This window comes from Photorhabdus hindustanensis (genome assembly GCF_002968995.1).
Classification (GTDB): Bacteria; Pseudomonadota; Gammaproteobacteria; order Enterobacterales; family Enterobacteriaceae; genus Photorhabdus; species Photorhabdus akhurstii.
In genome coordinates this window covers 32,316-38,330 of sequence record NZ_PUWT01000066.1, presented here as the reverse complement: position 1 = coordinate 38,330, position 6,015 = coordinate 32,316, and the positions used below count along the sequence as shown (strand labels likewise).

The following is a 6,015-nucleotide window of genomic DNA, read 5'->3' as shown; positions in this document are numbered from 1 at the left end:
CAATCAGTTGATGGACAAATTGGGAGAGATCCGGCGTATGTCCATTCAGTAAAAATAAAAACAAAAATGCCGATCTTGAATATCGGCATTTTACTGTAAAAGAGAAGATTAATTTAATGCTTTAACGCTTCAATTTTATCCCGGCTCAGTCCGGTACTGGTGACAATAATGTCCAAACTCACGCCATGCCGTAATAAGGCACGAGCCGTTTCCACTTTACCTTTCTCTCGGCCTAGCTCAATACCTTCTTCTCGACCTAGCTCAATACCTTCTTCTCGACCTTCTTCTCGACCTTCCTCTCGGCCTTCCTCTCGGCCTTCCTCTCGACCTAGCTCAATACCTTGCTTGATACCTCGCTCAAGCCCTTTTTGTTCAAGCTGTTCTGCAATAGTCATCAACATCGTTTCATGCTCCGGAGATTGTTCAATCAGTTGATGGACAAATTGGGAGAGATCCGGCGTATGTCCATTCAGTAAAATATAGCGTAACACCACATTGCGCTGCTCGGTTGTATTATAACCCGCATTCAAGAGTTCCACCAATTGGAGAAGCCATTCCTGCATATCCCGGCAGCGAATATGTTTTTGCACCAGTTCCATCAGGGCAACCCCTTTATGTGTCAGGATTTCTTCATCGCTGAGCACACTGACGTCCACCAACGGAAACGCCTGGTGGTATAAGCGAGCAGCCTGTTCAGGGAGCGTAAAACAATCCAGCCACCGGTTTGAGTAAGGATACGGCCGAACCTCCCCATGATAAAACAGCAGCGGCGCTACCAAAGGGAGTTCAGTATGGCCTTTTTTCAGGTGGGCCGCCATTGCTAACATGGCATAATACATCAGCCGCCAGGCCATCAGCGGGTCAGGAGTGGACTGATGTTCAATCAGACAATAGATATAGCCCTGTCCCCTGGCTGTTTCAACCGAGTAGAGCACATCACTGTGCAGTTGACGTAAATCCCGATCCACAAAACTGCCGGATTCCAGTTTCAATGTGGCTAAATCACACAACGACTGGATCTCTTCGGGCAGATAAAGGGATAAAAATTCCCTAGCCGTTTCGGGCTGCGTTAAAAAATGCTTGAATAACGCGTCATGGTGAGGTCGTTGTTTTTCTTTCTTTACCACAATCTGTTTCTCTGTCTTATTAGTTAGTCATTACCACTCATTGCCAAGGTATAGTATTTCTACCAAGTCATAAAAAACATTGTCTCAGATTTCCTCAGGCAAATCTTTACCGAATACATTAATAGAAGAGCCTAAAAAATCAAATATCAGAAAAGGAAAAATGAGAAAACATTATATTTACAACAATTACTTTATGAAAGCCATTAATTTAAATGAGCTTTTAATTTCCATTCAAACAATAACAACCCCTTTATCAAAATATCAATTATTTATATTCTCGTTAATCTTGGATGTTCAGATCGAAAAAATTGGACAGAGTTCCATCCAGATGATCTATTGGGTATAAATGTTATTTATATCAAAGTATCAATCTATTAGGGTTGTATCCTTCGTGTCAATAAAAATTAAGTTTTATTTTCCCATCACGATTAAATAATTTAACTTAATAAACAATGTAAATAAATCAGTAAATGCTATTTTTTACAGTTCAAGATAAAAATATCGAAAATTAAGTAAAGGAATTTTTAGTGATATATTCATTGTCAGAAGTAAGAAACAAATCCTCTGCCTTTCTTCAACAGCCATTAATATTCATAATTAATCCAAATCAAGCGTTAATCATTTTTTTAGGATTACAAAAAAAATTGAGCATTTCGCTGATTTTAATAACCTATTCTGAAATAACTCATAAAGTTATGAAACAGAATAATTAAGCCAGGGTAATTTCAGTATCATACTCATTGTTAAAAATAAACCACAAACATTAAGGATAAATTATGGCAGATATACTTAAATATGGCGATACAGTAAGAATACTAAATGGTTACAATAACTGGCAAGGAGGATATCTCAGTACACATGGAAGTAACGACATCCCGGGAGCAAAACATAACGTATTAACTGTAGCTCCTTCTTTTTCTGATCTAGGGGTAATATGGCGAATACAATCAGGAACGGGAAAAGCTATCGGCAGCGAAATAATTAATGATGATATTATTTTGCTTCATAATCTGGCTTTCTGCGATGGTGGTTATTTGGGATATTATGATGGCCCAAATCAACCGGTACCAAGTGGAGAAATACATCCGATAGTCACATCTGATATAAATACATATTCTCCAAAAACATTAGAGTGGATTATTTATTGCGAGACACCTTATTCTATAAAGGGAAATATCATAGAAGGAGCAATTATCAGCCTACATAATCGATGGGGAAATAAAGGTTTCCTTAATAGTTATGGTAATGCCAACAAACCAAACACGTTATATGGTGTATCTCTTTCTGGTAATAGCGCTCGTAAAGTACATAAGGTAGACCAGTGGAAAATGGAAAAAATCAATGACCCTTGTCCGCCTACCAAACCCTCAAATTGTGGTGGAGAATGCGGCACCAATGACACCGGTAAACACTGTTTCCAATTACCTAAAAATATTCAATTTGGCCTGACAGCCTACAATAATACGAACATTCAGCAAACGGTAAAAGTGTATATTAACGACCTTCTGGTAGATACATTAACCGGTAAAGGCACAAATAATCCGATGGCGACCAAAACCTACACATCAGGTACAGGAAAAGTTTGTATTGAAATTGAAGGAAATGGCAAACCTAGCAAACTACGTTATTTCGATAACACCCTCGATGGAAAACCGGGAACAGTCATTATCGGTGCTGAAAATGGTACCAATAATAATTACAATGACTGTGTAGTAATATTAAATTGGCCGCTGGTGTAAATTAAAAATACTTTGGTAAACTTCACCACAAGAAAAAACATTTACTAATCAATTAAAGCGGTATTATACCGCTTTTCTTGTACGCCATATTTAACAACGATAATAAGATTATAATTAAAATCACTTTTCTATATTACAACAATTATGGGGCCTGGAAGAAAGCCCCTTGGTATATATCACACAAGATGGTTAAATAACCAGATTCAAGATTATATATTAAAAATCTTGAAAAAATATAGCTCGATCAAACGGTGTTCGGTAAAGAGAATTTTGTTGCTCTACTGTGGCAGTTTCAGAAGACATGCCCAAAATAATCCCAATTTGTCCTGACGCAATATTTCCCGTCATAAGGGTGTTCATATTATACTGGCAAAGTTCTGTCTTCCATTTATCTGCCACAGCATTATACCACTCGATGATTAATGTGCCATTATTTGCCGCAAACAATCCAATTCGCCAGCGTGACCAAGTATTTTTTGGCCATTCATAACTCAGTGGAACACCAGAATAAGTATTACCTAGTGTCGGTTGCCCTTTATAAATACCATCTATCTGCTTGCCAACAAAATTAACTGACTGAATCAAATTAGCAGCCTGAAGATTCCAAACCATGACATAAGGCGTTGCAGTATCAATCGAAGTACCTAATGAAATGTTCGATGGCATCCATTGAGGCTTACCTTTATACCCTCCAGTCAAGTGAATCGCCATATATCCGTAACCAATATTTTGATATGTACCGCTTGCACTCGTTTTCTTGGATAACACACTCACTGAAATGTCAGGATATGGATTACAAAATAAATCCAGCTCACAATAGCAATGTCTAGCATCAATAGGTGTATCTGTTGCAATCCCGAGACAGTGACTACCGCCATTACTAGACAAAGTTTGTGCCTTGAAAGCTTTCCTTCCCCCGACACTGATAATATCCCAAGCGCTAGTTCCATATGACGAATCCTTAAACAATACGCCAGCTCGCTGTGTTGTCGCATCTATCCACCGACCTTCCGGGTATAAATTTGGCTCCCACACAGTGATTAGAATGGAATTGGATAAACCTTCCATTGAGATTGGACGTTCATATTGTTCTAATTTCATGACTAAAATATCTCCTATAAAAAATACAATTACATATCAATCTTGTATTTTATACCTTAGATAAAGCTCATCTTTAATTCTTAAATAAAGTAAGTCACACAAAATCAAACAATATTAAATACATTAATGAGTTGTTAATATATAGTCTTGCTTATAACCCATCATCAGTATTAATTTAAGCAATACAAACTTCCCTATTCACCAGACAGATGATCAATATGGCAGAGTTAAATCGGCGTATCTTAATGTTATTTTCATCTATTTCTGTTGTAAAAAATAAATTTAAACAACATATTAAATCCCAACCACCAACAAGGATATATCAATGAATACATCAAGTTATCTTTTCCTTGGCTCAGGAAACATTAGACACAATCAGAAATCGTATGAGGCAGACATCGGTTATCCCCGGCCTATAAATAACGATTGGTCTGATCTTCCTATTGAATTTCAAAGACATATTGATGATGTGATTAATTTAAATGGTTTTCTGTATTTTTTTAAAGGCTCACAATATCTTAAATTTGATATCGCAAAAGCAAAAGTGACTGACGGACCAAAACCTATTATAGAAGGATGGCCGGGATTAACCGGAACGGAATTTGAAAACGGGATCGACGCCGCCACAGAATGGCCCTATGTAGAAAAAACGGGTATGACAGATGTCGTCTGTTTCTTTAAAGGCAGTGATTGTATTGATTATACGGTGAGTTCACATACTATTAGTAAAAAGACTATCGCAGATAGATGGGGGATAACAGAACAATACTCAGAATTTAGTGAAAATCTGGATGCAGCTATTTTATGGATAAATATTGGCAGCCCTTTTCTGTTCCTTTTCAAAGATAATTCTAACATCAGGATTAATCTGAAATCGAATACCATTGATGGTCAAGCCCCCATTGGCGCTAATTGGCGTGGAGTGACTTTCAAAAGAGTTCAAGCTGCGACGTCAATTGATATGGATTTATTAGGCAGCGAGATTGGCAATGACAGTAATACAAACACCTATTTCTTTCTTAATTCAGAAAATATTAAATATAATGATCCATTAAATAATATAGATACCGGTTATCCTCAACCTATCCGTAATAATTGGCCTAATCTGCCTACCGAGTTTCAAAGGCATATTGATGATGTGATTAATTTAAATGGTTATTTGTATTTCTTTAAAGGCTCGCAATATCTTAAATTTGATATTGCAAAAGCACAAGTGATTGACGGACCAAAATCCATTATTGAGGGGTGGCCGGGATTAGCAGGAACGGAATTTGAAAACGGGATCGACGCCGCCACAGAGTGGATAGATACGAAAAAAGATATTGTCTGTTTCTTTAAAGGCAAAGAGTGTATCAATTACACCGTGAGTTCACATGCCATTGACCAAAAAACCATTGCAGAAAGATGGAGAATTACCGGGGAATACGCAAAATTTAGTGAAAATTTAGATGCCGCTATTCTATGGCGTAACTCCGGTTATTTTATCTATCTTTTCAAAGGCAATGAATATCTCCGCTTACATCTGATGTTGAATAGTATGTATGGGGAACCCGAACTTATTCAAACTAAATGGAAAGGCGTTACTTTCAATAAAATTCAAGCGGCAGTATCAGTTGATCCAGATGTATTAGGCAGTGATATCAATATAAAATGCGGCGGAACATGTGGGATTAATAATACCGGTAAACACTGTTTCCAATTACCTCAAAGTATTCGATTTGGCCTGACTGCCTACGTAAATAGTGATGCTCATCAACAAACAATCAATGTCTATATCGACGACCGATTAGTCGATACTTTAACTGGTAAGGGGATAAGTCACATAACGGATGTTAGGACCTACACATCAGGTACCGGCAAAGTCTGCATCGAGATTATAGCAGATGGTAAACACAGCAAACTCCGTTATGCCTATAACACTCTCGAAGCAAAACCGGGATCAGCCATTATCGGCGCTAACAATGGTTCCAATGACAATTATGATGATAGTGTGGTAGTGTTGAATTGGCCATTATCATGAGACAAAAATATATCGCTGTGATATCTGA

4 protein-coding genes are annotated in these 6,015 nt (G+C 37.5%); 2 read left to right on the top strand and 2 right to left on the bottom strand.

Annotation, left to right across the window (positions count from 1 at the left end; all coding sequences use genetic code 11):
• Positions 1-113: 113 nt before the first annotated feature.
• Complete coding sequence (locus tag C6H66_RS20745; RefSeq protein ID WP_105396587.1) at positions 114-1,127, bottom strand: Rpn family recombination-promoting nuclease/putative transposase; 1,014 nt, start codon at positions 1,125-1,127, stop codon at positions 114-116.
• A 776-nt stretch (positions 1,128-1,903) separates the two neighbouring features.
• On the opposite strand from C6H66_RS20745, the gene C6H66_RS20735 reads away from it, so the two are divergent.
• Positions 1,904-2,866 carry a fucose-binding lectin II gene (locus C6H66_RS20735; RefSeq protein WP_036780427.1) on the top strand — a complete coding sequence of 321 codons (963 nt, stop codon included), beginning with the start codon at positions 1,904-1,906 and terminating at the stop codon, positions 2,864-2,866.
• Between the two features lie 216 nt (positions 2,867-3,082).
• On the opposite strand, the gene C6H66_RS20730 is transcribed toward C6H66_RS20735, so the two are convergent.
• A complete protein-coding gene (locus C6H66_RS20730; protein ID WP_046395538.1) occupies positions 3,083-3,967 on the bottom strand; it encodes a hypothetical protein in 885 nt (294 codons plus the stop codon).
• A 325-nt stretch (positions 3,968-4,292) separates the two neighbouring features.
• On the opposite strand from C6H66_RS20730, the gene ppxA reads away from it, so the two are divergent.
• The gene (ppxA, locus tag C6H66_RS27335) at positions 4,293-5,987 is read left to right on the top strand and encodes a photopexin PpxA (protein WP_282183127.1); all 1,695 of its coding nucleotides are present in this window, start codon (positions 4,293-4,295) and stop codon (positions 5,985-5,987) included.
• Positions 5,988-6,015 lie beyond the last annotated feature (28 nt).